The organism is Bacillus sp. IT-79MI2, assembly GCF_949768135.1.
Classification (GTDB): Bacteria; Bacillota; Bacilli; order Bacillales; family Bacillaceae_G; genus Bacillus_A; species Bacillus_A pseudomycoides.
In genome coordinates this window covers 281,792-306,565 of record NZ_CATKPV010000062.1, presented here as the reverse complement: position 1 = coordinate 306,565, position 24,774 = coordinate 281,792, and the positions used below count along the sequence as shown (strand labels likewise).

Genomic DNA, 24,774 nt, shown 5'->3' with positions numbered 1-24,774 from the left:
GATACTTCCCCCCCTACTTCCTTGCCAATTTCATTCCAGCGAAGGCAGCTGCATATGTCAGAATAAAACTACCGAGTATTAAATAGATCCAGCCGCTCTGCATAGAAAATACTGTTCCACCTACTCCAAATTCCTTTGTTAGCTTTCCTGCAATATTAATCTCAATTTTAGAAAGAAGATTCATTACAATCATCATAATTGTATAAGCACCGCTACATACAGCTAACGTTACATACATATTAGAGAATGGCACCCTCGCTAATTTTTGTCCCGCTCTAAACATAAAGAATACTGGGATCACAAGGAGCAACAAACCAAGGTGGAATTTACCATTTATCTCATCAAAACTTTCCATTACTGATGGCGGAGCACCTTCAGCAATTAAAATATCTTTTATTTTAACGCCACCAGCAGATACACCTGATATGAATGAAAGTTCTATCATACTTTTGTCACCTGTTGTCATCACTTTAGACATTTCCTTTTGTAACGCTGGAACCTTTATTTCTACTGGTGCAAAATGAGTCATACTCCATACATTTGGTGTGAGTTGCAATGCCATCATTGCGCGCGCTGAAATTGTCGGTGCTACATCTTCGAAAGGCTTTGCATTACTACCAGATAGTGCAATGAATGTCGTCACACAAAAAATAGCCGCTGTCAGCAAAAGACCTTTCACCATCGCTGCCATTCCATGATATAGCGATGCCCCGTATGGAAGTAGCTCCTGAAACGCATCTGCTATATTGTTTCGGCTTGTATACGCAATCAATCCAAATAAACTAAAGAAAGTTCCGTACATAAAACCACTTACTAAACTTTTCAACGAAGAGTATCCAACTGTTATCGTTCCTACTTCTGGGAATGTAGCTGATTGTGAGGCAATAAAACTGATTACAAATAAGAACAATCCATAAATAATACCGACTGTTGCCGCTAGTACGATTTGTTCTCCAATCGTCTTTGCAACACGTTGTTTCCCTATCCAAATCCCTACTCCACATAAAATAACAAATGGAATAATTAATAGTAAAAAGAATGGAGTATGCCAAGATAACGACATAACAATTCTGCCTTCATCTCCTGCTGAAAAACCAAGTAAATGATAGCTTAATAGTGTAGAGGTTGTACTCGCATAAAAATCAGGTAACATTGTTAATTCCCTAGCAAATTCATGGAATATCTTTTTCATTATCTCTGAAACCGCTAAACTTCCAAGCCATCCCGCAAGTAACATAAGAACGCTTGCAATTGCTCCACCAATTATCCCTGTCTTCAGACCACCTTTATGTAAGCCTAATTCAACTTTATGACCTTTTTCCATACTAGGTAACTTTACGATATGTTCTTTTTTCTTCACTGTAAATAAAGAATGTCCGCACTTTTGGCAATACAGGTTCTGCTCTGCATTTTCATTGCCACAACCACGGCAATATTTAGAGTTGTCTTGCTCAAGAACGACACTGTCTCCAGACACCATTGCCATACTTCCTTCATTTGGACAGTAGTTCACTTCTTCTCCATGTTGATTCCCACACATGCGACAGTACATTTCGTTCACTCCCCACCTTGCTTAATTCCACAAACTGGACAAAAAATGGAGCCTTTTGCAATGTGTTCATTACATGATACACACGTAACCTTTTCTACGTTGCTCTCTACAATTAGCATTGGATTTGGTTTTCCGCATGTCCCACAAAACTTATCACCAATTGATAAAGAGCCTCCACACTCACACGTTACTTTCTCTCCTTGTTGTTTTTGCAGTTCAACAATTCGTTTTTGTGCTTGATAAATTAAAACGTCAAATTCTTGAATCGGAGCAACTAATTGCTTTAATACTTCTTCCTTGACTCCAGTATCTCGAATCTGAACATATACCTGTTGGCCAAGCTCTAATAAAACTTCTGTCTTCTTATGAAGCTGCACTTGTATTTCCTTTTTTAATTGCGCAATCTTTTGTGCCACTTGCAACTTTATCTTTCCCTGTTCAATTCCTTCTTGTAGCTTATTCATACCGTTTCCTAATTTCGTCTGCAAATCTGACAAATCAAATTCCCTCCTAAACAAAAAAGTCACGTATTTAACTATATATATTACCATATTTTTCTATATTAAGTACGAGCAAATTCATTTTTTCTGTTTTCGCCTCTTTTTGTTTATAATGGTAAAGGAAATAAATCTTTTGTACGGAGGAAAACTATGCTGCAACATTCAATTACGAAAGATGAAATTATGATGATCGCGAATGAATTTGTTCAAGGACTCGATCCGCAGCAAGTAGCCGATCAAGAGCATGTTGCCACTGCTCGTCATTTATATCGCAGCGGTCTTGTCTACAACGTTGATTTTGATGGCTATACGTTATCAGGTACCGTAGATGCTGAAGGAAACGTGTATAGCGTTCATATTCCGATTCGTAATATCGCGGAAAGCTATTGTGATTGCTTCGCTCCGACGCAGTGCGAGCACATGCTCGCTGTTTTACTATCTGCTGCTTCTAGCTTCGGACAAGTGGGAGAAGTATTAACATTATTTAAAAATAAAACGAAACCATCACTCCCTCCGATTCGAACAGCACGACAAGTATTACAATCGTCTGCATTTGAAGAAACGGACTTTACAAGTTGGCACGCATATTTTGAATCTGAATATGACGCATTTAAAAAAGAACAAACACGACTCTCGTATAGACAAATGTATTTTCTTATGAGCATCTTTACAGACTTTTACATGAAATTAGAACGAAAAGCGCCGCGTGTCGTTGCTATACATGAATTGTTCAAATTACACGGCGCACTTTTTTGCTTTCAAAAGCTATTAGAAGAAATCCTTGACTTTGAGACAAACAAAACGTATTCCTATCACCAACCTATTAACGTTGTCCGGCTATTTGTCGATAAAGTTGAATCACTTGTACGTGACTTGAAATCAGAATCGATTCCTGCTGAATGCGAACCAATTTTGCAAGAAACAGCTCACCAAGTGCATGATATTTTCTTCTCTACCGATTCCTATACACAGGAGAGGTTCTTTATTTACCGGCATATATGGGGAGAGTTGCTAGCAGAAAAATCTTGGATACAAGAAGAAGAAAAACGAATTGATGCGAAGATGAATCCACTTTCGAAAGCACTCGCCTCTTCTCACCTCCTCTTTTTAAAAGAAGAGGATCATTTAGCTATGAACTTACTCGAAACACAACCAACTCAAGTTGTCGGTCTTTATTTCGACTGGCTCGAAGATTTACTGAGTACAATGCAATGGGAGCGCGCCAAGAATTGGCTGTCTTTCACATATAAACAAGTGAAGAAAACAATGAATGATCAGGCCGATCCCCTTTTTGTAAAAGATATCGTTCGTTTGTTTGTCATGATGTATGAAACATATGCAACACACACAAATGAACAAGCAGGTCTTGAAATGATTTTGCAAGAACTATTGCCATACAGCTTCACAAACTACGAGCAATATGTACTAGCAAAAAAACAATATCATGCATGGACAGAACTTCATCTCTTGTATGGATTTGAAGCAATTGAATTGCTAAAAGAACCACTGAAAGAAATTGAAAAAGAAGCACCAGAAGCAGCTCTTCCGCTCTATCATCTTGCAACGATGCAAGCAATTGAAGAACGGAATCGCAAGTCATACCGCCGTGCAGTCCGTTACTTAAAGAAATTGCGTATGCTCTATAAACGGCTCAAACGAACAGATGAATGGCACATTTTCATTGTCCAAATCGCTAACTTATATTCACGTCTAAGAGCACTACAGGAAGAACTGCGGAAAGGAAAGTTAATCGATGATCATACAAACTGAAGTAACAATTCGGCTCCAGCACGTAAGTCAAGGTTGGTTCCTTTGGGGAGAAGATGAAACCGGCAGTCTCTTACCTGCAAGAGATTGGAAACAACATGCCTTTACATGGCATTCAACGTCCTTCTATGGCACCTTCTTGAAAGAAGCTACATACGAAGGACGAAGCGGGATTATGCTAACAAGCGTTCAAGCATTTGAATATATCGCCAAGAAACCAATGAATTCATTTGCCAGGCTGCAAATGAATGATCCTATTACCGCACTTACGCCAAATGCAAAAGAACTATGGGATGCCTTTGTAACTGGAAGCTTTATACCTGATATGAAGCGCTGGTCCGATTATCCGTCATGGAAGGTTAGCAATGTTTCAGCTCAAGATGATACGCTAGCATCACTTTTCTCTCAGGCAGTTAATGAGAGTATTCTTCAAGATGCTCGCTCTAATGATGGCTGGGAAGATGCGAAGCGACTATATGAGCACTATGATTTTACGAAAAGACAGCTTGTAACAGCAATGCATGAAGAAGATTGGCTCCGGAAAATCGGCTATATCGAGGATGATCTTCCCTTCACAATTGGACTTCGTCTCCAAGAACCACACAATGATTTTGAACTGTGGAAACTTGAAACGATTATCACCACAAAACGCGGAGCACACCGGATATACGTCTATAATGACATCGATTCACTACCAAAAAGATGGCATAACTACGAAGAGCGTATTCAAGAAACGCAGGAAGGGTTCGGCAAGCTAGTTCCATGGCTTAAGGAAGATGATCACTTTCGAACTGAGCTCTATGAAACAGAAGCATGGAACTTCTTAACAGAGGCGAGTAACGAATTATTAGCAGCCGGCGTTGATATTTTACTACCTTCTTGGTGGCAAAACTTAAAAGCAACGAAACCAAAGTTACGCGTCCAATTGAAGCAAAGTACGAATCAAACACAATCCTTCTTCGGCATGAACACTCTCGTTGATTTTGACTGGCGCGTTTCCACAGATGGCATCGACCTATCAGAGAGTGAGTTTTTCGATCTTGTCGAACAAAACAAACGACTCTTCAATTTAAATGGACAATGGATGAGACTCGACCCTGCCTTTATTGAAGAAGTGAAAAAACTAATGAAACGTGCAGATAAATATGGCCTTGAAATGAAGGATGTTTTGCAGCAACACTTATCAAACTCTGCCGAAGCAGAAATTGTAGAAGAAGATAATCCATTTACAGACATTGAAATTGAGCTAGATGGCTATTACGAAGAGCTCTTCCAAAAATTATTGCATATCGGAGACATTCCAAAAGTTCCAATCCCATCTTCCTTGCAAGCCACACTTCGCCCATACCAAGAACACGGTGTAGAGTGGCTCTTATATTTACGAGAGCTCGGATTTGGAGCGTTGTTAGCGGATGATATGGGTCTTGGAAAAAGTATCCAAACCATTACTTACTTATTATATGTGAAAGAAAAAAGCCTCCAAACAGGTCCGGCACTAATCATAGCACCGACGTCTGTTCTTGGAAATTGGCAGAAGGAATTTGAACGCTTCGCGCCGCATTTACAGGTTCAATTACATTATGGAAGCAACCGTTCGAAAGGCGATTCATTTAAGGACTTTCTTCAGAGTACAGATGTCGTATTAACTTCTTATGCATTAGCACAACTTGATGAAGAAGAGTTAAACGTGCAGTGCTGGGATGCGATCATCCTGGATGAGGCGCAAAATATTAAAAACTCGCAAACGAAACAATCGAAAGCGGTTCGTAATTTACAAGCAAATCACAAAATCGCTTTAACAGGTACGCCGATGGAAAACCGGTTAGCAGAGCTATGGTCTATTTTCGACTTCTTGAACCACGGATATCTTGGTAGCCTAGGACAATTTCAGCGCCGCTTCGTAACACCCATTGAGAAAGATCGTGATGAAGCGAAAATTCAGCAAATACAAAGATTCATCTCACCGTTCTTACTGCGCCGGACAAAACAAGATCAAACAGTCGCATTAAACTTACCGGACAAACAAGAACAAAAAGAGTACTGTCCGCTAACAGGTGAGCAAGCATCACTATATGAACAACTCGTACAAGATACACTACAAAACATTGAAGGCTTAACAGGCATTGAAAGACGCGGTTTTATTTTAATGATGCTCAGTAAGCTAAAGCAAATTTGTAATCATCCCGCTCTTTACTTAAAAGAAGAAGCGCCGAAAGATATTGTACGGCGCTCCATGAAGACGCAAACATTAATGGATCTTATTGAAAATATAAAAGATCAAAATGAAAGCTGCTTAATTTTCACGCAATATATCGGAATGGGAAATATGTTACAGAAAATATTAGAAGAGAAATTCGGTCAGCGTGTTCTCTTCCTAAACGGTAGTGTACCGAAAATAGAACGTGATAAGATGATCGAACAGTTCCAAAATGGAACATACGACATCTTCATCCTCTCATTAAAAGCTGGCGGCACAGGTCTAAATTTAACTGCCGCAAACCACGTCATTCACTATGATCGCTGGTGGAATCCAGCTGTAGAAAATCAAGCGACAGACCGAGCATATCGCATCGGTCAAAAGCGATTTGTACACGTTCATAAACTCATTACAACAGGTACACTTGAAGAAAAAATTGATGAAATGCTAGAACGTAAACAATCACTGAGTAGCGCTATTATCACAAGTGATAGCTGGATGACAGAACTCTCCACAGACGAGTTGAAGGAATTACTTGGTGTATAAAATCCATTTTAATAATGAGATACTGTGTCGCATATTGTCGAGGCGTCGATATATTCACAAAAAAGGAGCTATCCCGAAGGGTTAGCTCCTTTTTCTATGCCAAAACCAATTGCTTATTATAATTCCTGTCAGTCCGCCCGACGTATCTAAAACTGAATCTTGCCACATCGGTGTACGGTCACCTGTAAACGATTGATGAATTTCATCGAATGTTGCATATCCAGCGACAATCAGAAGTGCGAATACGAAGGAACGCATTCTTGAACAACCAGAACGGTGCAATGCATAATACGAAAGCGCACCAAGAATCAAGAATACTGTGAAATGAGCTCCTTTACGAAGGAAAAACTCAACAAAACCACCAACGCCTTTATTTTCAATGCTAACCGGTGTTCCCCCGCCATAGTCAATCGATACACCGGAGAATTTTTCTTCTACAAATTGAGACGGAACATACTTCTCAATATCTGAACGCATATCCTGCTTCTTATACGGCTGTGCTGAAGAATAAAAAATAATCCCCATCCATAGTAAAACGGGAATCCAAACTAACCATTTACGATTCATCTATAGAAACTCCTCTCTTATTCTTCTAAGCGTACCAAAAAAAAGAAAAAATTTCACGCCAAAATATGACCGTTGCCTCCTATATATATGACGAAAAGGGGGTGAAAAAATGGCGATTGAAACGATTGTAACTGACTTAAGCTTGCGCCTTGTCCTAAACGGTGGCACAGACAAAAATGGGAAAACTATTTTGAAAAACAAACAGTTTAAACGAGTAAAACCAAACGCTGATGTAGCACAGGTCCATGAAGTGGGACGTGCCCTTGCTTCATTACAAGGATTAAAGCTTCATGCAGTTCAGCTTTTAAGTACATCTGACATCTCAAATCCGTAAAACTTTAGTGACAAGGAGGTAAATAACAATGACAGTACTCGAACTGATTTTCTTAAAAGAGGATGGAAAAACAGTCGTCTTCTCTATCGACAATCCGATTACACCTGTGAATGAACAAACCATAAGCCAAGTGATGGACACAATTCTCTCCTCTGCAATTTTCTTATCACTTAGTGGGAACACTCGTAAAAAAGGGGCACGCCTTGTTGAAAAGACAGTATCAGAAGTAACAGTTGCTCCTTAAACGCAAAAGACGAAGCTGCATCAATTTGCAGCTTCGTCTTTTTTCTTCGGCATCTCAATCGGAATAAAAATATGAGAGAATCCGACTGAAACATATTTATAGTTTTCTTTCCCAATTGTAAATTCCGTCTTATACGTCGAGAAGAAAATATAATCGCTTCGCTTTGTATAATGGTTAATCAACACGTCAACTTGTGGCTCTACATATTTCTTTGCTAACTTCTTACCAATTGTCGCAAGTTCACCAACAAGCCCATCTGGATCTTCTTTTTCAACCTCTGTTAATTTTTTACTAATATCATTGCGATTCATAAATTGCTTTGCTGCCCATTCTGTATATTCCTCTTTACTCGGGTTGCTGTTTGCTAAATATACGAAAAGAAGGACAACAAGTGCCATAATAATATACTTCCGTTTCATATTCTATCACCGCCTAACTGTTTCTATTTTCATATATATGTACAAGCGATGCAAATTAGAAAACTTACTGTTTATGAAAAAATAGAAGTGATATATAAACTTTACAAATATTTACAAATATTTAAAATTATTTTTATATTCTATCTATATACTAAAATATGTAAACAAATACTTTTAAGGAGGCTTTTCCTTTGGACGACCTAGTTAGTCATGATACTATCTCTAGTTCTACAATGATACTTGAGCCTTACGCCCATCCTTTTCACCGTACTAAAATAACAGAAAATGACGGGAATATTAAGTTTTCATCTAAAACATCATTACAATTGGTACAGCTATCTTGCCTATTACATAACCATTCTACATATAAAGGAAGGCGAGATGCGATTCAAGAAAATTATTACTTTAAACAAAATATTCCAATCCCAATTGATCATCGTCATTATATTTGCGCCATTCCAACGAAATCTCCTGCATCTCCAGACTGTATTTGGGTTTTCTATAGTCATATAAACAAAATAGAAATTTATAATAATCGCAAGCAATCCAAACTTCATTTTTATAATGGTACAACCATAATTGTTGCCACTAGTTTTTATCAAATGCAACAACAATTTTTGAAAGCTGGATTCCTCTTGTGCCGCATGAACATGCAAGATTCACAACAATTTCGAGATATTTATAAAGTCATGCGCCTCCTAGACAAACCATTACTTCCTTGCTAGTACAAATTTGTTATAAAAAAAAATGGAAGACACAGAATATTCCTGCCTTCCATTTTTCTTTTTTCACTCTCTTATACTGCTGCGCATCTTCCCCAGCGCCTGCCGATATACCCATCTCACTTGATGATATGTCATCTCCATCTCTTCCGCAATTTCATGTATCTTCTTTCCTGCATAAAAACGTTCGTAAATAATATGTTTCTCTTTCTCATCTAACAAACTCATATAATCCTGAGTTTCTGACGACACTTCCGCTCCGCATACATTTTGTAACATTTCCTGTCCGGTGAATGTATGCCGCTTTTGAAATCGATTTTCTTTCTTTAATTTCTCTAGCAAATATCCACGTACTGTTACAAGTGCATAAGCTGAAAAAGTTCCTTTCTCCTCCTCATACTTTTCATATGCCATCCAAAGTCCAATTAAACCGCATTGATAGTACTCTTCATAATCCCGGTACAGATAAAGCTTTTTCATTTGATTTTTAATCATCTTTTCATACAACGTAACTGTTTCTGTAAAAGTAGCCGGTTTCATATTATACCTATTTCTAAAAGGTATACCTCTTTGTTATTCCGCGGTACCTTTACAATATAAGAAGATAAAGAGGATTTCATGGTGAGTTATTTGAAATTCTGCATAGGGAAATTTCAAATATCTGTAGAGGAAATTTGAAATACGAGGCCTAGTATTTCAAATACATACAAAAATAAAAAAAACGGCTCTATATGAGCCGTTTTTTACACATATCCCTATCCATTGAAACTTTGCATAAACTTTGCTAATGCGATAATCATTACACTTACAAACGCTACTTTAATAATAAAGAGAACGATAATTGGAACCGCAGCTTTTACTTTTCCTAACCCAGCTGTTATTTGTAATCCCATCCAGATTAAAACGATATTCCATAAATAGAATACCTCAACTATACTACCGATTGCATACCCCGTAGTACCTTGTTCAAATAATGGTGCCAAGCTTGTATACCCAGTTGCACCACTTCCAAGAATTAAATCTAAAAGAGAATTAATAAGTCCACCAATTACAAGCACAATATTCGCATATACAATAATGGCTAACAATTTTTTGTACGAAGTATCATTTCCAAAAAACATCATAAAGATTTTATAGACAGCTGCTACAATAAGAGTTCCAATTATTATCCCAATAAAACCTGAACCGATTGACTTACCAACTAAATATCCGATAGAGTCTTCTTGGCCTGTGCCAAATTTCTTCTGAATTTCCATCATCTCAGGCGATGATTGCGCCACATATGTAGATAATCCATTTACAAGTGCTTGTAACAACGCAACCAAAAAGAACATACCCCAAACCTTATCAGTCGCTTTCATTCTCTCAAACTGTAAGCCAGGAGATGTGATCATTCCTAGTAAAGATGGTTTTTCTCCACTAACCTTTTGCGAATTAACATTCGGTTCCATTCTAAAAAACCTCCTTGTATTTTTCTCACCCGTTCTAGTGGGCGGTTCACTTCCTCTTCCCCAGAGACTGTGAACCGCCCACTAGAACAATAGATATGTGTAGTAGAGAGACCCTCTCTACTACACTACCAATCTATTCATAGCGAAGTGCTTCAATTGGATCTAGTTTCGCTGCTTTATTCGCTGGAATTAATCCGAAAATAATACCGAGCGTCATCGAGAATAACACGCCGCCAACGACAACTTCCCATGAAACGAGCGGTGGCCATTTCGCAAATGTAGAAACAATATATGCACCACCATAACCAAGACCGATTCCAATCAATCCACCAAGAAGCGTTAACATAACAGCTTCAATTAAGAATTGCAGCAAGATTTTACTGCGCGTTGCTCCAAGTGCTTTACGTACTCCAATTTCACGTGTACGTTCTGTTACAGATACGAGCATAATGTTCATAACACCAATACCACCAACGACTAATGAAATACCAGCAATACCACCAATAATCATTGTCATAATGCCCGTCATTTTTGAAATACCTTCTTGAATTTCTTTTAAATTCATCACTTCGTATTTACCAGATGCATCACTTGGCTTACGACTATTTAATACGTCGGCAGCTTTTTTACCCGCTTTTTCTAAATCATCCACATTTTTCGCTTGAACAGAAATACTTTGAATCTCATCTTTTCCATATAATGTTGGCCATAATGTAATTGGAATTAAAGCTTCCGATGACCCCATTCCCATAAACTCATTATCTGATTTATAGACACCGATAATTTGCATCGGTTGTCCTTTCATCTCAATAATTTTTCCGACTGGACTTTCCTTTTTGAAGACCTTTTCTTCCATACTCTTACTGATCATCACGACGTTATTACCTTGCGCAATATCCGATTCCTGTAAGGATCGGCCTTTTAACACTTTCACTTTATTTACTGAGAAGTACTCACTATCTAATCCTGTAATACTCACCATCTCTTTTTTATCTTCAATATCGAGTGGCTCCATACTTGAATTGGTTGTAAGAACATGCGCAATCTCTGGAAGTTTTTTTATTTCAAAAATATCTTCCTCAGTTAACTTTGGTTGTTCCATCATTCCCATACCAAACTGATCATTTATATCCGCACTATAGTGAATTGGGATTACGTTATTACCAGATCCAACGAATTGCGACTTTAACGCTGCCTCCCCGCCCTGCCCAATCGCAACAACAGTAATAATGGAACCAACGCCGATAATAATCCCGAGCATTGTAAGTGCTGAGCGCAGTTTATGAGCTAGAATAGAAGATAGGGCAATTTTTATACTATCTAGTAAACTCATACCGCACACCTTCTATCTTCTGTGATTTTTCCATCTCGTAGCACGATTCGGCGCGAAGAATACGCCGCAACTTCCTCCTCATGCGTAACCATAACAATCGTTGTACCTTCTTCATTTAACTTTGTAAAAATATCCATAACCTGCTGTCCAGACTTTGTATCAAGAGCACCAGTTGGCTCATCGGCCATAATAAAAGTTGGATCATTTGCAATGGAACGCGCGATAGCAACACGCTGCTTTTGCCCACCTGAAAGTTCGCTTGGCAAGTGATGCACGCGGTCAGACAATCCGACTTTCCCAAGTGCTTCAAGAGCTCTCTGACGGCGCTCCGCTTTCTTCACGCCGCCATATATAAGCGGAAGTTCTACATTTTCTACCGCTGAAAGACGTGGCAATAAGTTAAAATGCTGGAATACAAAGCCGATATATTCATTGCGAATGAGAGCAAGCTTTGACTCGTCTGCTGTTAAGATATTCACATCGTTCAACATATATTCGCCTTCTGTTGGACGATCTAAACAACCGATAATATTCATGAGCGTCGATTTCCCTGATCCAGATGGTCCCATAATGGAAACAAACTCACCACTTTGAATCGTTAAACTAATGCCGTGTAAAATCGGTACCGCCAGTTTCCCTTGATAATATGTTTTATGAATATTGTTTAACGTAATCATTTTTCTTTCACTTCCATTCCGTCATATACATTGTCGGAAGGATTTTTAACCACCTTTTGCCCCACTGTTACGCCTTCAAGAACTTCTGTCCAGTCTCCATCAGTAGAACCTTTTTTCACATTTTGTTTACGAAGTTTCCCTTTTTCTTCCATATAAACAAATGGTTCACCATCTTTTTCTACAATGCTCTTACTAGGAACAGCAATCATTTTCTTGTTTTCTAGGTTTACTTGTAGAGATACATGATAGCCCGGGGATAAACCTTCTTGTCCATCTAAACTAGCTTTATATGTATACTGAGACATGTTTTGTGCTCCCTCACCCGCGCCAGCTGCTTGCGCCATTTCTGCACTTGTCGGGAACTCACTTACCTCTGTAATTTTACCTGTCCATTTCTTCTTACTATTTGCTTTTGCAGTTGCAGTAAATGGTTGATCTTTTTGAATTTGTGATTTTTGAAGTTCTGTTAATGTCCCTTGAATTTGGAATGAATCTTTAGAAGCGATTTGTAAAAATGATTTTCCTTGTCCACCCATTGCTTGCGCTGAACTTTGTGCTGCATCTTTATCTAACTTTTGCACAACACCAGCGAAATTACTATAAATTGTGAGTTCATCTTGTTTTTTCTTTAATTGTTGTGATTGTAATTGACCTTTTTCTTTCTCAAGGTCAATTGTTTTTTGCCCTATTTCTAATTCGCTTACTTGCTCTTCTAACGGATCTGTTACCTCTTTCCCAGCACCGCTATCTTTTGCTTTCTTAATCTGGTTCTTTAGTGAATCTATTTTCTTTTTCCCTTGATCATAGCGCATACTTGCCATTTTTTGATCAAGCTCAGCTTGTTTCATTTGTAAATTGATTTCTTCATTATCATAAGAGAATAATTTCGCGCCCTTTTCTACTTCCTGTCCTTCTTTCACCGCAATATCCTTCACTTTTCCTTTTGTCGGATCTGCGTAGAAGCTCTCAATATTTCCAGGCTTTACTTGTCCGGAAATCAATTTCGTATTATTCAATGTACGTTCTGTTACTTTCTCAAAGCTAACAGCGTCTCCCTGTGTCGCGCCTTTTTTCTTTCCTTGCATGATAAAAATATTGACGGCTGCAACGACGACAATTAATGCAATAACCCCAATGATAATCCATTTCTTCTTTTTGTTTGGAGTACGAACCGTATTTGGTAACATATTCTCGCTCCTTTTATATCTTTATATAGTGTTTCTTCAATTATGTAAGACTTTCAGAAAACGATACTCGCATCTCTTAAATTATTACGCTTTCTTTACAAAGTTTTACACTATCCTTTATATTGTAACAAAAATACCAATGTTTAGAAATATGACACTTTATCTTTTAAGCAATTTTTAAGAAACCTAAAAGCCATATGAAAAGACTAAAAAAAAACGCCTTACATAAGGCGGTTTGGACGTTTCCTCCAAGTACTCAATTTCGCTTGATCCAAATCATGCTCAAATGGAAGAGTTGTCACATCTTTTCTCATCTCACGCGGAATATTCTTTTCTACCGTTTGAAACGCTTCATATTCGTCAGCTTGCATTGCCCTTTGAACAATGCCTTCTGGGTTATCACCTTGCTTGTCTAACATCCAGCCATTTTCACTATTTAACTGCTTGCGAAATTCCTCTTTGGCATCTTCATCTGGAAACATACTTCCGTTTACTTTCAAATATGTTTCAATTCTCATCGGAAGCCACTCTACTTCATAATCTTCTACTAAACAAATCGCAATCCCTATCGGCGTACTACGAACGACAAAATCAAATGTACAATCTTGCTGTGTGACTGTTGCGGAACAGAATAAAAACGTTTCTACTTCTGATACAAAGATTCCCACTTTTCAGCATCTCCTTCATACATATAATTTGTCTTGCTAACTCCTACTAAATTTTAACATTTATTTTTGAAGATATTGTAAAATAAATGTTAATTTTCTATATATAATGTACTTTCACTCTACCCCTTCACTCATTCTTAATAGATATCGCATATAATCTATTAATTTATAACCATCATACTGTATGTACTAGAAATAACATTATGTAATAAGTGCATCCGAAAACGAGTGCCTTTTTGATAAACTGTTACTAAGTTTCAAAAACTACACCTTATCTCTTTCATTTTATATAAATCTATACTGATAAGATGTACATAAAAGGAGCTGCCCAAAAGTAGTACTTTTGGACAGCTCCCTTAAATAAACGATTATGCTATTTTGCTCTCAGGACCTTTTCTCTCATGACCAAATTGAACGATAAATAAGAATACAGTAGATAAAATACCGCCGGCTAATAATAGAATGAAACAGCCGTCCCAACCAGAGCGATCAACGATAACACCAATCGCTGCGTTTGCAACAAGGCTTCCTCCTAAATAACCGAACAAGCCGCACATACCAACTGTTGTACCTACTGCGAATTTTGGTACTAATTCCATTGCACTTAAACCAATTAAAAATTGTGGTACGTAGATTAAGCAACCAATAATCGAAACTGCCGCACTCACAACAAGTATATTCGATGCTTGCCAGTATACTAGCGTTCCGATAACAACACCAACCATACTAAACACACATAGTGGCATACGTTTTCCTTTAAATAACTTATCACTTAACAGACCTACGATTAATGAACTTGGAATTGCCATTGCTTCAAAAATTGAATATGCTGCATGCGCTTCTGTTTTTGTAAATCCTTTAACCGTTGTTAAATAAATCGGTACCCAGTTAATAACACCGAAACGAATTAAATATACAAATGCGTTCGCAATACATAAATACCAAATAAATTTGTTTTTCACTACATATTTCATCAGAATTTCTTTTGGTGACATTTCGTTAGCATTGTCTGCCTTCTCAAGACCTTCATAGTCATTACGATATTCTTCAATTGGTGGAAGACCGACAGATTCTGGTGTATCCTTTGCATTCACCCACATAAGAACTGAAATGACCATTGCAATGATCGCTGGGAAGATAAACACGCCAGCTTGCCAATGACTTTCACCGAAAATACCAATACCAATTCCAACAAGTGGTGCTACAAGCATCGCACCAACATTATGTGAAATATTCCAAAGTCCTGTTTTTGTACCGCGCTCTTTCTTCGAGAACCACTTTGTCATTACGGTACTACAAGGCGGTGCCCCCATCCCTTGGAAAATATTATTGAAAACTAATAATGTTAAAATCATGCCAAATGAATTTGCAAAACCAAAACAAATATTTATAATTGCCGATAAGAATAAACCAACCGCAATAAACCGCTGAGCATACGCTTTATCTGATAAATTTCCCATAAAGAACTTACTTAGTCCATACACAATCGCCGTAACGGAACCTAATAAACCATATTCCGTTGCACTAAAACCATATTCTTTCATTAAGTACGTACTAGATAACGTAAAGTTACTACGAACTAAATAATACGCTGCATACCCAACCGAAATTCCCAGTAACACGCGAATACGCAAGAGTTTGTATACTTTATCAATCATATCTGCTGGTAAGCGCTCTATTATTGGCGCTGGCTTAAGCCATTTAAACATATCATCTCTTCTCCTTTTCTCACTTTTGAGAGAGACGTTGTCTATTCCATATCTCGATTACTCCACTATCTGATACATTTTTATTCGTTCTTCTAACAGGCTGACCTTCTATTTCTTTCTGATTCTTCGCAAGCATTGTTGGTACGCCAAACGAAACTTTTTCTAAAATATGCCCCGCTTCTTCTGATAAACAATAATCAATAAATAAATCCGCTATAATACCACTCGGTGCATGTTTCAGTTTCGAAATCGCATTGACAGATAACCCTGTTTGCTCAGGCACTTTACTCAAAATCGGAAAGCCTTGTTTTTGAAGCATCCGTTGGTCTCCCATGAAGTTAATACCAATCATATATTCACCGCTTGCCACATACTCAGCAGGCATATAACCATTCACCGTTACCTCTGCAACTTGCTTGGCAAGGCTCCTTACATACCCCTTCGCCTCTTCTTCGCCAAATGTATCAATAAGTGATTGGAACAACGTATAAGCTGTTCCTGAAACATTCGGATCAGGCATGACAATCTTTCCGGCATACGCTGGATGTAATAAGTCTTTCCACTCCGTTGGATATGAAAGTCCTAGCGGTGCTATTTCCTCATTCCATCGCTCTTTATTAATCGCAATGGCAAGCTGCTCGACTTCATAGCCATACCAAAAACCATCCTTATCTTTAACGGCTTTCGAAAGACTATTCGTATGTTGACTTGTAACAGGAATAGATAGATCTTTTCGCTTCATCGTTTGATGTGCATCTAGTGTACCACCAATAATAATATCCGCCTTCGGATTTCCCGCCTCTTCTTCCACTCTTCTAAGCAGCTCTTCTGTAGAAAGACGAATAAATTCATATGTACATCCGCGCGGTTTACAAAATGATGAAAGCAGCGCTTCACCAACTTCTTCACGAGCCGCTACATACGCAACAAGATGGCGATCCTTCAAAATCGGAAGACCATTTTTACTATATTTAATAGAGGGTGTATCTCGAGAGCAACTAGACATCGCTCCTCCTATCACTAGCAAAAAAAAGAAAAAGGCTATCTTTCTCATGAAACATTCTCCTTTACAAATAGATTTGCTAGGGAGCCTTTCATATACATCACGTTCCCGTTATTATCACCAAGATATTGCACAACAAAGTAAGAAGGATATACAGAAATCGTCAGAACATCCTCACGTTCATTCTTTACCTGCTTCCCGTTTTGATAAGCAGTCATATAAGCGATTGGATCCTTCTGTGATTGCAGTAGCTGCTGAATTTCTCCGTAGTCTGTAATTTGCTTTGCTTGCCGAATCGAATCAAGTAATCGCGTAAGATCAGTAGAATGCACTATATCACCTTGCCGCACGATAACTCCCTTTGCTGATGCAAAGAAGTTGCCAATAGACTCTGGTGTATAATACAGGCTTAACAAATACGTTTGGAATGCGGAAATCATTGGATCCGTACCATTCTTTCCGTATACGTTTTCCTCATACTGGAACAAGTCACCTACTGCAAAAGTACGCTTATGTCCATTCAAGTACGTTACTTCTCCAGTAAATACTTGTTCATGGATCTTCACCCCTGTCTGCTCCATTCGAATCCGGTCAAAAAATGAAACAATCGCATGTAGACGAACTTCATCCGTTACAACTAGCTCTCCCCACTTCTCATGCTTTACTCGCACTTCAGTAGGAAGGGATTCATTCGCTCTTTCTAAAACAGCTTGTTTGTCATCCAATGTTGTAACACGGTTATATAACTGCTTCTCTAGAAAATAAAACAACACAAGAGAAGCAATCGTGCAAAAGACAAACAAAAGGATTTGAAATGATAGCCTTTTCATTTCTGCCTACCTCCAAGATAAAAAAACGTTGTTTCGAAAATACCGCATAATTGTTTCATAAATGTATCATTCAACCGCTTTCAAATTTTTTATATATTCCAAACGTCTCGGTAACAAAAATGCGAGCGTCACCATCGTGCCCACTTCTTCACTACTCTCTATTCGCATGCTTCCGCCCTGCTTATTCATAATCTCTTGGCAAATGTACAAACCATACCCATTCCCATAGCTAGAAGAGAGTACCTTCCCTTTTGGAGAACGATTCCATTCAGCTAATATACCTTCATCCATACCAATTCCATCATCATAAATAAAAACTTTTGCCTCATGCTCATTTACAACGACATTCATACGTACTTGTGAGGCATCGCTATATTTAATCGTATTATCGAACACATTCAAGAAAATCTGCTTCGTCTTATCAAAATCGGCGACCACATGTGCCTCTGTTAACTCATTTACAACTTCAATTTCAAATTGCTGCAAGCGAGGTTTCACAATCGAAATCGCTTCTTCTGCTAGCTCCTTTATATTTACAATTGTTGGTGAAACTTCAAACGTACTTGTCCCGTACTTTGAAGATTGCAGTAACTCCTCAACAAGTGATAATAACCGCTGACTTTCCACAGAAACATAATGAAGACTTTCCTGTATATCTTGCTTCGATTGCAATTTCGGAATTAAATCTACATAACCGATAATCGCGGTAAGCGGTGTTTTTAACTCATGTGTAATCCTATCTAAGAAATCCTTCTGTTTCTCTTTCTCTTCCTTAAGCTGCGAGATATGCAGTTCAATCCCATCGGCCATCGCATTAAAGGACGCCGAAAGCTGTGCAATTTCTACATACTCATTTAACTCAATCTTACTTTGATAATCTCCATTTGCAAGTCGCTTCGCCATTTGTCTTAGCTGATCAATCGGCCTGTGAAGAGACTTTGCTAAACGAATCGCAAAGAAAATACCACCAGCCACTAAACAAAGGGATGTAACAAGAAACGTCCAGCTCACATTCATTAAGACCTCTTTCTCATCTTTCAACTCATGAATAAAGCGAATTGCTCCGATTACTTCATTCCCGCGGTATACAGGGCTCGAAAATAATAACAATGGCGCTGGATCACCATTTGCAAAAACGTAAGCCTTCTTTCCCTGTAACGACCGATCTATGTCTATATTCTTATGAAGCAACGCCCCTTTTTGCGTATCCGCAACGACATCTCCATTCTTCCCGATCATTTGTACCCGGACATCCATCCTCTTCCCTAAATAAGAAGCAATCAGCATTGAACTCTGCCCAAGAGTCTCTACTTCCGCTTCCTTCTCTAAGTAATTCATCGTGTAAATTTGCGCCTCTACACTTAACTTCTCCAAAGAGTCCGCTGCACTATGGTACATATTTTTCTCTAGTGCAATATACGTCACTGTATAAAGTAGACACAAAATCGGAATTAACAATCCGGCAATCCCAAATACCATATTTCGTTTTAACGACATCTTACCACCTTTTAACAATCCAACTTATAACCAACGCCATAAATCGTCTTAATATGTTCTCCGCTTGCTCCAAGCTTCTTCCGAAGGCGCTGCACCATAATATCAACTGCTCTCGTATTTCCGCTATACTCAAAGCCCCATACTTTCTCTAATAGCTCATCGCGCATAAACACACGCTGCTTATTAGAAGCAAACAACTGGCATAAATTAAACTCACGGTACGTTAAATCAATTTCTTCTCCATTCACATGCACTTTCCGTTCCTTCGGATAAATGACCAACTCACCGGCCCGAATGACCTTATCATCCTTAGGTACCCCGTGCTTCATTACACGCCGTGCCATATTCTTCACCCGAAGAATCAACTCTGCATAATTGAATGGCTTCGTCACATAATCATCAGCCCCAAGCTGAAGACCAAGCAACTTATCATTCATCTGACTCTTCGCTGTTAACATGAGTACTGGAATATCTCGGTCCTTCTCCCTGAACAACCGAAGCAGCTCATAACCATCCGTATCCGGAAGCATTACATCTAAAATCAATACATTCGGCTCTTCATCCCACCTTTGCAGCGCCTCTTTTCCATCAGCGGCCGTAAGCACTTCATATCCTTCCATCTCTAGCTGCATCCGAATTAAATTCCGAATGCTCGACTCATCATCGACTACAAGTATTTTCATGGTTCCCCTCCTTTCGCAGTACATTTTAGTATAGCAAATATCCTATACTAAAAAAGAGTGCACTATCGAACATATGTTGAACGACAATACACCCTCTTTTATAAATCACTCTTACTTCGTATATCCATGTGGCTTGCTTTGATGCCAATTCCACGCATGTTCAATGATTGTTTTCACATCTGTATATTGCGGGCTCCAGCCTAATTTTTCTTTTGCTTTTTGAGACGATGCAACAAGGCGCGCTGGGTCTCCAGCTCTTCTTGGCGCAACTTCTGCTGGGATTTCATGATTTGTTACTTCGCGAACCGCTTCAACAATTTCTTTTACACTAAATCCGTTACCGTTTCCTAAGTTATAAAAGTCACTGTCTCCGCCATTTTGTAAATCTTTCAGTCCAAGGAAATGAGCCGCTACTAAATCATCAACATGGATATAGTCACGAATACATGTACCATCTGGTGTATTGTAATCATCACCAAACATCATGATTTTCTCACGTTGTCCTAAAGCCACTTGCAGTACAAGGGGAATTAAATGCGTCTCCGGACGATGATCTTCACCAATAATACCGCTTGGCGTTGCACCAGCTACATTAAAGTATCTGAAGATCTTATATTTCAAATGAGAAGCTTGGCTATACCAATGCAACATTTTTTCAATCGCTAATTTTGTTTCTCCATATGTGTTCGTAGGATTTGTTGGTGTTTCTTCTGAAATCAACTCAACATCTACATCTCCATATGTTGCGGCAGTTGATGAGAAGATAAATTTATCAATTTTAAACTCATCCATCACTTCTAGTAAGCATAGCGCACCGTATACGTTGTTATTATAGTATTGAAGCGGTTTTTCCATACTTACACCAACTAAAGAATCCGCTGCAAAATGCATAACTGCGTCAATTGTTTCTTGCTTAAAAACGTCTCTTAAGAAACTTTTATCGCGAAGATCACCTTTATAAAATTTCACGCCTTCTGCAATAGCATCTTCATGACCTGTTTGTAAATTATCAACTACAATTACAGATTGTCCTTCATTAACTAATTTTTTTACAGCATGAGAGCCAATATAACCAGCTCCGCCGCACACTAAAATAGAACCCATGTTTTCCACACCCAACTTTTAATGAATTATTTTATCCTGCTATCCGCGGACAGAAAAACCTCTACATCAAAGAAGATAGGTAGAGGAGCACTGTCTGATCGATAAGAGCCTTCCATCATTTGGGGGATAAAGCGCCCAAATGATGGAAGTTTCACTTTATAGTACTTTTTAACCTATAAAATAAGCTTATCTTCTTTTATTTTATAGGGCAAGTTAAATTCCAATTATTTCATAAAACCATCAACAATGATTATTTCGCTAAAACAGCTAGTTTTTCTTCTACTTTCTTCAAGTCCAGGGCAGAATCAATTTCAAAACTATCATTGCTACCAATTTTGTACAAATGAACATTTAATTCTTGAATGTTATCTTTTACAATATTATCCCAGTACAGTTCACTGAAATCTTCCTGATTTACTACTTCTTCTAGTTTCTTCACAATATGGATGCCATCTTCTTTTGACCAGTATGAAATACCACATAAGATGTAGTCATCGTTACCATCACCAATTTCAATATCATATACTTTACGATGTTCGTCATGCTTAATGATCCATTCATTACGGAAATCTTCTTTCTTCGCACTAAAGTATAGGGATGACTCTGGGTTCTCTATAAAAATATTACGGTGTAAATAAACATCCGCATCCATTACATATGCATCTTGTAAATATTCACGAACTAAATACATCGTATAAATGTTGTTGTACACATTATATTTGTCATTGTGCACAAGCTTCACATTATACTTCTCAACAAGATAATCGAATTTCTCTGCTAAATAGCCTGTTACGACAATAATTTCTTCTACACCAATTTCCTGTAAATATTCAATTTGACGCTCTAGCATCGGCTTGCCATTTACCTCTACTAATGATTTTGGAGTCGTTAACGTTAATGGACGTAAACGAGTTCCCATACCCGCCGCTAATAAAATCGCTCTCATGTTACTTCACCTCTATATTTTTTCGCTTTTGTAAATTCAGATATATCTGCAACTGTTAATATAGCTCCTACAAGGATCGCAATACAACAAATAATTAACTTCCATGAAAACGGTGATCCTAATGCTAACATAGAAATGACAACCGCCCATGCAGAATACGTAATGTTAAGCGCCATCGCTTTTGTCGGCCCAATTTCATGAATTGCCTTATAGTAGAACACATAGGAAGCTGTTCCAACTAATGCAACCACAATGATTAAAATAATCTCGCTGCTCATCACAACTTCTTTTGTTAAGAAATGCCCTCCAACTGAAGGTAAAATAACAAGTCCATATGTGACTGCTGAAACAAGCTGACGAATTTGAAGTGCCTCTTCCGGAGATACTTCTTCATCTTTCATACCGTACGCACAGATAACACATTCTAAGCCCCAGCCAACGATACAAATAAGGACAAAAATAAATCCTAACATATAGTTTTCAGTTGCAAATCCATCGCCTGTAAATCCAAGTACGATAATAAATGCAATACTAATGATAAGTCCAAGCCAATTCCATGAACGAAGGCGGTCTTTCAAAAATACAAATGCAAAAAATGCACCTACTGCTGGATATACAGCTGAAATTGCTGCTGTATAAGAAGCCCCGATATACTTTACAGCTAATACATAAAACGTCATACCAATCGGTCCACCCATAAGTGCTCCTAACATGACAAACCGTCCACTTCTCGTTTTCAGCTTAGAAAGGGCCGTTTTGAGTTGACCCTTTATCGCCATATAGATCATCATCCATAGTGTGGACATAAAGTCGTGTAAAAACGTACTAACTAGAGGAGCAAGAAACACAACTTGGTCTGTTGCTAGCATAAGTTGTGAAGATAAGATAATTCCAATCAATACCGTATCTACAGCCCAAGCAAAACCAGAAAATATCCCATAAAATATGCCTTTACTTTGCACTTTTCTCATCGTTATATCCCCCACTACAACTCTAAGAAGAGCTGTAAGTTTTTCTTCGCACGATTATAGCGATCCATTCCATATGTCCCAAAATCACTGCCTGTTGCTTCTTTAATCTTCGTCCAAATACTCCATAAGAAATCTTGGAAAATCTTATTCATCAATATTCTTCTCTGGTAAGACTCTTCTACTTCCTCATTAAAATAGTAGGATAAGAATAACTCCTCCTCTTCTGAAGAAAAGTCGCACTCTAAACTATGTGCTGCAATATCCCACATCGGATCGTTCATACCGCCATATTCCCAATCGATTAAGTATATTTTGTCTTCTCCGCTCTTAACAAAGTTTTCAGGAACCGTATCATTATGACAAGCTGTTAACGTAACATCCATTGCCTCATACATATCCTTTAACCGCATTACCTTGTTCTTCACTTCTGCATAATCATCAAAGTTAGAGCCGTTTACTTTATTTAATAACCCTTCATAATGCTCTATTTTTTCAAACACATTGAAAGTATTATTCATTTCGGCATTTGAACTGTGTAATTGTTTTAATATATTCGCTGTTAACTTCATATTATCACTGCGTTTTGCCGTTTTCGGATTTAATGTTTCTGCGTTTGGAATTAACTCTGCTAATTTCACACCAGTTTCTTCATTAAAATATAAAAGTTCCGCATCAATTCCTAATTGGCTTGCTAAATTAGAAGTTACCATTTCATCACGGCGACTAATCATATCTTGTGTACCGCTTCCTGGAATACGCAGCACATATTCGGATTTTCCAACACTTACTTTGAAATTCGTATTCGTCATACCACCAAATGGCTGAATATCTGTAATTTCATCTTTTGAAATAGAAAGTGCTTCAGAAACATATTTTTTAATTTGTCGTTCTTTAAACTCTGCTTCTTTTTTCACTAAGCGAGGATAGATTTTATTTTTCACAACTTCATATTGCTTCGGTGTATCAATCTCTGCCCATACAACATCTGGTAACTTTGCATAGCCGACATCGTACAACCTTGCAGCATCAAGAAGTAAATATTCATAGTTCACATATGGATTTTGATTATGACGGAATGTTGCTAACATGTTCATGAACACTTCATACGAGATTTTAGAAATCCCAACCATCTCACCATCAATGCGATTTAACTGATGAATGTCTTTTGAAATTTTATACAGATAGCCATCTTGAATCTCAACAAACGCTTCATCACCAGATCCACTCTCATTTGTAATAAGTACACAGTCCGGTTCTGGATGATGTAACACTTGCACAAGCGCCTTCTCTTCGATTAAAATATCATCTTCAATTAATAAGAAATCATCTGTAATCAGCTCCTGAACCTCTGCTAGCGACGCCATTGATCCTGTCCACTTATATTTCGGATTTTCCACAAAGTGCACATTATGACGACCTGTCCAGCCTTCAAACTGTTCCTTCTTATAGCCAACAACCACCACAATTTTTTCAATGCCATTATTTTTAAGGATTTCTAAACTGCGATCTAACAGAAGTTTTTCCCCAACCGTTAACAAACCAGATGGTTTCCCAAACTCCTGACGCTTACCAGCCGCAAGAACAACAGCTTGCGTAACCTTCTTGCCCTCTTTGCGATGAACTCTAAGCTTCTTCCCTTGGTAAGCCGCTAACTCCTGACGCATGTATTCAAAGCCTTTCTGGTACAAATAATAATTCATGTACTTTCCTGACTTTTTGCTATAGATGTATTGATTCTTAGTTAAATCATTCATAATATAATTCACTTTACCAACAGATATATTGCACTGCTCTGCAATCTTTTTTTGGTTCATCTGTGGATTTTGATTGATAACCTCTAATATATTTAATACTTGTTGCATAGAGC

Annotated in this window: 24 protein-coding genes; 5 read left to right on the top strand and 19 right to left on the bottom strand. The window is 38.1% G+C overall.

The window, feature by feature from the left end:
• Positions 1-13: 13 nt before the first annotated feature.
• Together ACM6HU_RS15150 and ACM6HU_RS15145 are read right to left on the bottom strand one after the other, a co-directional pair.
• Positions 14-1,552: a zinc ribbon domain-containing protein gene (locus ACM6HU_RS15150; protein WP_016112588.1), complete on the bottom strand. Its 1,539-nt coding sequence runs from the start codon at positions 1,550-1,552 to the stop codon at positions 14-16.
• A gap of 5 nt (positions 1,553-1,557) precedes the next feature.
• Complete coding sequence (locus ACM6HU_RS15145; protein ID WP_414848245.1) at positions 1,558-2,049, bottom strand: zinc ribbon domain-containing protein; 492 nt, start codon at positions 2,047-2,049, stop codon at positions 1,558-1,560.
• A gap of 153 nt (positions 2,050-2,202) precedes the next feature.
• Between ACM6HU_RS15145 and ACM6HU_RS15140 the strand changes: the two genes are divergently transcribed.
• Together ACM6HU_RS15140 and ACM6HU_RS15135 are read left to right on the top strand one after the other, a co-directional pair.
• Positions 2,203-3,822: an SWIM zinc finger family protein gene (locus tag ACM6HU_RS15140; RefSeq protein ID WP_016112590.1), complete on the top strand. Its 1,620-nt coding sequence runs from the start codon at positions 2,203-2,205 to the stop codon at positions 3,820-3,822.
• Positions 3,806-6,562 (top strand): DEAD/DEAH box helicase, encoded by a 2,757-nt coding sequence (locus ACM6HU_RS15135; RefSeq protein WP_016112591.1) that lies wholly within the window; start codon positions 3,806-3,808, stop codon positions 6,560-6,562. The genes ACM6HU_RS15140 and ACM6HU_RS15135 overlap by 17 nt, the downstream gene beginning before the upstream one ends.
• A gap of 81 nt (positions 6,563-6,643) precedes the next feature.
• Here ACM6HU_RS15135 and ACM6HU_RS15130 read toward each other — a convergent pair whose 3' ends face one another.
• Positions 6,644-7,129 (bottom strand): VanZ family protein, encoded by a 486-nt coding sequence (locus tag ACM6HU_RS15130; protein WP_003203138.1) that lies wholly within the window; start codon positions 7,127-7,129, stop codon positions 6,644-6,646.
• 109 nt (positions 7,130-7,238) lie between these two features.
• Between ACM6HU_RS15130 and ACM6HU_RS15125 the strand changes: the two genes are divergently transcribed.
• Together ACM6HU_RS15125 and ACM6HU_RS15120 are read left to right on the top strand one after the other, a co-directional pair.
• A complete protein-coding gene (locus ACM6HU_RS15125; protein ID WP_003203136.1) occupies positions 7,239-7,463 on the top strand; it encodes a DUF1659 domain-containing protein in 225 nt (74 codons plus the stop codon).
• 28 nt (positions 7,464-7,491) lie between these two features.
• Positions 7,492-7,707 (top strand): DUF2922 domain-containing protein, encoded by a 216-nt coding sequence (locus ACM6HU_RS15120; RefSeq protein ID WP_003203134.1) that lies wholly within the window; start codon positions 7,492-7,494, stop codon positions 7,705-7,707.
• Between the two features lie 20 nt (positions 7,708-7,727).
• Here ACM6HU_RS15120 and ACM6HU_RS15115 read toward each other — a convergent pair whose 3' ends face one another.
• Positions 7,728-8,126, bottom strand: a complete 399-nt coding sequence (locus ACM6HU_RS15115; protein WP_016112592.1) for a DUF4359 domain-containing protein — start codon at positions 8,124-8,126, stop codon at positions 7,728-7,730.
• 233 nt (positions 8,127-8,359) lie between these two features.
• Between ACM6HU_RS15115 and ACM6HU_RS15110 the strand changes: the two genes are divergently transcribed.
• Complete coding sequence (locus tag ACM6HU_RS15110; protein ID WP_003209016.1) at positions 8,360-8,851, top strand: competence protein ComK; 492 nt, start codon at positions 8,360-8,362, stop codon at positions 8,849-8,851.
• Positions 8,852-8,914: 63 nt separating this feature from the next.
• Here the strand turns inward: ACM6HU_RS15110 and ACM6HU_RS15105 are convergent, their stop codons facing one another.
• From ACM6HU_RS15105 to ACM6HU_RS15035, 15 genes are all read right to left on the bottom strand, one after another.
• On the bottom strand, positions 8,915-9,388 hold the full coding sequence (locus ACM6HU_RS15105; protein WP_016112594.1) for a sigma-70 family RNA polymerase sigma factor: 474 nt from the start codon (positions 9,386-9,388) through the stop codon (positions 8,915-8,917).
• A gap of 215 nt (positions 9,389-9,603) precedes the next feature.
• Positions 9,604-10,299 carry a Yip1 family protein gene (locus ACM6HU_RS15100; protein ID WP_016112595.1) on the bottom strand — a complete coding sequence of 232 codons (696 nt, stop codon included), beginning with the start codon at positions 10,297-10,299 and terminating at the stop codon, positions 9,604-9,606.
• 133 nt (positions 10,300-10,432) lie between these two features.
• Positions 10,433-11,632, bottom strand: a complete 1,200-nt coding sequence (locus tag ACM6HU_RS15095) for an ABC transporter permease (protein ID WP_016112596.1) — start codon at positions 11,630-11,632, stop codon at positions 10,433-10,435.
• Positions 11,629-12,309: an ABC transporter ATP-binding protein gene (locus ACM6HU_RS15090; RefSeq protein ID WP_016112597.1), complete on the bottom strand. Its 681-nt coding sequence runs from the start codon at positions 12,307-12,309 to the stop codon at positions 11,629-11,631. The genes ACM6HU_RS15095 and ACM6HU_RS15090 overlap by 4 nt, the downstream gene beginning before the upstream one ends.
• Positions 12,306-13,496, bottom strand: a complete 1,191-nt coding sequence (locus ACM6HU_RS15085) for an efflux RND transporter periplasmic adaptor subunit (protein WP_016131114.1) — start codon at positions 13,494-13,496, stop codon at positions 12,306-12,308. The genes ACM6HU_RS15090 and ACM6HU_RS15085 overlap by 4 nt, the downstream gene beginning before the upstream one ends.
• 221 nt (positions 13,497-13,717) lie before the next feature.
• The gene (locus tag ACM6HU_RS15080) at positions 13,718-14,164 is read right to left on the bottom strand and encodes a hypothetical protein (protein ID WP_016112599.1); all 447 of its coding nucleotides are present in this window, start codon (positions 14,162-14,164) and stop codon (positions 13,718-13,720) included.
• A gap of 368 nt (positions 14,165-14,532) precedes the next feature.
• Positions 14,533-15,873, bottom strand: a complete 1,341-nt coding sequence (locus tag ACM6HU_RS15075; RefSeq protein ID WP_016112600.1) for an MFS transporter — start codon at positions 15,871-15,873, stop codon at positions 14,533-14,535.
• A gap of 19 nt (positions 15,874-15,892) precedes the next feature.
• Positions 15,893-16,927, bottom strand: coding sequence for an ABC transporter substrate-binding protein (locus tag ACM6HU_RS15070; protein ID WP_016112601.1), 1,035 nt, complete (start codon positions 16,925-16,927; stop codon positions 15,893-15,895).
• Entirely contained in the window at positions 16,924-17,706 is a 783-nt protein-coding gene (locus ACM6HU_RS15065) for a DUF3919 family protein (protein WP_088093761.1), read from the bottom strand. The genes ACM6HU_RS15070 and ACM6HU_RS15065 overlap by 4 nt, the downstream gene beginning before the upstream one ends.
• 66 nt (positions 17,707-17,772) lie before the next feature.
• A complete protein-coding gene (locus ACM6HU_RS15060; protein WP_016112603.1) occupies positions 17,773-19,203 on the bottom strand; it encodes a sensor histidine kinase in 1,431 nt (476 codons plus the stop codon).
• A gap of 11 nt (positions 19,204-19,214) precedes the next feature.
• Complete coding sequence (locus tag ACM6HU_RS15055) at positions 19,215-19,886, bottom strand: response regulator transcription factor (protein ID WP_003202224.1); 672 nt, start codon at positions 19,884-19,886, stop codon at positions 19,215-19,217.
• Positions 19,887-19,997: 111 nt separating this feature from the next.
• Positions 19,998-20,990 carry a UDP-glucose 4-epimerase GalE gene (gene galE / locus ACM6HU_RS15050; protein WP_016112604.1) on the bottom strand — a complete coding sequence of 331 codons (993 nt, stop codon included), beginning with the start codon at positions 20,988-20,990 and terminating at the stop codon, positions 19,998-20,000.
• Positions 20,991-21,240: 250 nt separating this feature from the next.
• Complete coding sequence (locus tag ACM6HU_RS15045; protein WP_088093760.1) at positions 21,241-21,936, bottom strand: NTP transferase domain-containing protein; 696 nt, start codon at positions 21,934-21,936, stop codon at positions 21,241-21,243.
• Positions 21,933-22,907: a DMT family transporter gene (locus ACM6HU_RS15040; RefSeq protein WP_016132417.1), complete on the bottom strand. Its 975-nt coding sequence runs from the start codon at positions 22,905-22,907 to the stop codon at positions 21,933-21,935. The genes ACM6HU_RS15045 and ACM6HU_RS15040 overlap by 4 nt, the downstream gene beginning before the upstream one ends.
• A gap of 14 nt (positions 22,908-22,921) precedes the next feature.
• Positions 22,922-24,769, bottom strand: a complete 1,848-nt coding sequence (locus ACM6HU_RS15035) for an NTP transferase domain-containing protein (protein WP_088093758.1) — start codon at positions 24,767-24,769, stop codon at positions 22,922-22,924.
• Positions 24,770-24,774 lie beyond the last annotated feature (5 nt).